Origin of the sequence: Mycobacterium sp. E3305, assembly GCF_001666785.1 — a bacterium.
Classification (GTDB): domain Bacteria; phylum Actinomycetota; class Actinomycetes; order Mycobacteriales; family Mycobacteriaceae; genus Mycobacterium.
Map to the genome: position 1 here is coordinate 1 of NZ_LZJA01000264.1, position 2,514 is coordinate 2,514.

General features: G+C 69.1%; 3 protein-coding genes. All 3 read left to right on the forward strand.

Annotation, left to right across the window (positions count from 1 at the left end; genetic code table 11):
• Positions 1-17 precede the first annotated feature (17 nt).
• A complete protein-coding gene (locus tag A5701_RS23495; RefSeq protein WP_067759974.1) occupies positions 18-914 on the forward strand; it encodes a PE domain-containing protein in 897 nt (298 codons plus the stop codon).
• A 60-nt stretch (positions 915-974) separates the two neighbouring features.
• Entirely contained in the window at positions 975-2,135 is a 1,161-nt protein-coding gene (locus tag A5701_RS23500; protein ID WP_067759976.1) for a PPE family protein, read from the forward strand.
• Positions 2,136-2,296: 161 nt separating this feature from the next.
• On the forward strand, positions 2,297-2,514 hold a 218-nt coding region (locus A5701_RS23505; protein WP_067280784.1), incomplete at its 3' end, for a WXG100 family type VII secretion target.

Below are 2,514 nucleotides of genomic sequence, written 5' to 3' on the forward strand. Positions count from 1 at the left end.
AACATTAGGAGCAATCGATGGCATTTCTGACAACACAAACCGAAGAGATGCTCGCTGCAGAGCAGCTGCTGTCGGGGATCAACACCAACCTGGCGGCGCAGAACGCCGGGGCCGCGGCGGCGACCACGGTCATCGCTCCCGCCGCCGCCGACCCGGTGTCGGCCCAGCAGGCGGCGATCTTCTCGGCGTACGGCACCCAGTACCAGGCGATCGCCACCGAGGCGCAGGCGTTGCTGGATAACTACGCGCAGACCCTGGGCATCAGCTCCGGCAGCTACGGCGACACCGAGGCCATCAACGCGAGCCAGGCCGCGCTGTCGAGCGCCGCGTCGCCCATTTCCGCCGCTGCATCTACGCCGTCAAGCACTCCGCTCGACTGGCTGTCATACCTCTTGGGTAACACCGGCACCAACGGCACCAACCCGGCCATGCTCGGCGGGATCTTCGGCCTCTCGAGCAACGGCGCCAACATCGGCAACATCGGCTTCGGCAACTGGGCCTCCGCCGGTTCCGACCTGCTGGGTCTGGCCGGTGGCGGCCTGCTCGACACCTCCGCCGCCGACGCCGCCGGTTCGGCGGCCGGTGCCGCGGGCCTCGCCGACACGACGGCGCCGATGGCCGGTGGCGGCATGGCCGGCATCGGCGCGGCGCCGATGGCCTCGATGGGCTCGGCCACGATGGTCAGCAAACTGTCGGTGCCGCCGAGCTGGGCCGCTCCGGCCACCCCGGTGATTGGCACCGGCGCAGCACCGCTGCAGACCGTGGGCTGGACCGCCGCCGCCCCGCAGGCCGGCGCCGGCACGATCATCCCGGGCATGCCGGGCATGGGCGCCGCGGCGCGCAACAGCGCCGGCTTCGGCGCTCCGCGCTACGGCGTCAAACCGATCGTCATGCCGAAACCGGCGACCGTCTAGTCCCTCGTCACTGCCCTCGAAAACCTCAAATTTCTAAAGACAAAGGAACGGGAAACACAAATGGTTCTTGACTTTGCAGCAGTTCCGCCGGAGATCACCTCCTCGCTCATGTACGCGGGCGCGGGCGCCGGGCCGCTGATGGCCGCCGCGGCCTCATACGCCAACCTGGCCGCCGAGGTCAGCGCCACCGCGACCCAGTGGGAGTCGATCATCTCGTTGCTGACCACCGAAAACTGGACCGGCGGCGGATCGGCGGCGGCCGCGGCCGCGGCCCAGCCGATCATTACCTACCTGACCGAGACGGCAACGACGCTTGAGCAGGCCAGCGCGCAGGCCACGGCTTCGGCGGCCGCGTACGAGGCGGCGTTCGCGGCGACGGTGCCGCCGCCGGTGATCGCCGCCAACCGGACGCTGCTGGCCACGCTCGTCGCGACCAACTTCCTTGGGGTCAATTCGGCCGCGATCGCGGCCACCGAAGCGCAGTACGCCGCGATGTGGGCTCAGGACGCCGCCATGATGGCCGCCTACCAGGCCGCCTCTGCGGCGGCGGGTGTCTTGACTCCGGTGACGCCGCTGACGTCGACCACCAACCCGGGGGCCGCCGCGGCCGCGGACAGCACCGCGCTCGCCGCCGACTCGACGGGCGGGACGGTCCAAGCGCTGGCTCCCGTCGCCAACGCGGCGCCATTGGCCGCCACCTCCATCCCAGTGCAGAGCACGGGTCTTCTGGACTCGATTGACCAATTCATCGGCACCCCATCGGTGTTCAACGGCATCAACGGCGCCGTGAACACCGCGGCATGGTGGGTCTGCAACACCATCCCGACGGCCGTGTCCCTGGGGCACACCCTCGGCTCCGTGCCGTCGATCCCATTCGCCCTCACCGATTCGGTCACGCCGCTCGCCGGCGGCCTGGTGCCGGGCACGATGGTGGGCTCGGTGTCGGGCGCGGGAGCGTCGGCCGCCCTCGGCGAGGCCTCCGCGGTCGGCGGCCTGTCGGTGCCGGCCGGCTGGAACGCCGCCGCCCCGGCGACGTCGTTGGCCTCCTCCACCGCCCCGCTCGAGGGCTCGGGCTGGACGGCCGCGGCCGAGGCGGAGCCGGTCGCCGCGATGCCCGGCATGCCCGGCATGGCGGGCGCGGCCAAGGGCGCTGGTGCCTACGGCGCCGGGCCGCGATACGGGTTCAAGCCGATCGTCATGCCCAAGCAGGTTGTCGTCTGATGTCGGAATACCGGTACGGGAAATAAGGGGGTACATGTCACCCGTTTGAGGCGATCAGTTAACCGGTAGGCCGTAATCTGTCCATAACGCGGCCACCACCGCATCAATTGCAACTGTTAAGACTTCGAGTTTGAAGGCTTGAAAGACAAGGAGAAAGAAACATGGCAACACGTTTTATGACTGACCCGCACGAAATGCGTGCGATGGCGGGCCGCTTCGAGGTCCACGCCCAGACGGTTGAGGACGAGGCCCGCAAGATGTGGGCGTCCTCGATGAACATCGCCGGCTCGGGCTGGAGCGGTCAGGCGCAGGCGACCTCGTACGACACCATGGGCCAGGTCAACCAGGCCTTCCGCAACATCGTCAACATGCTTCACGG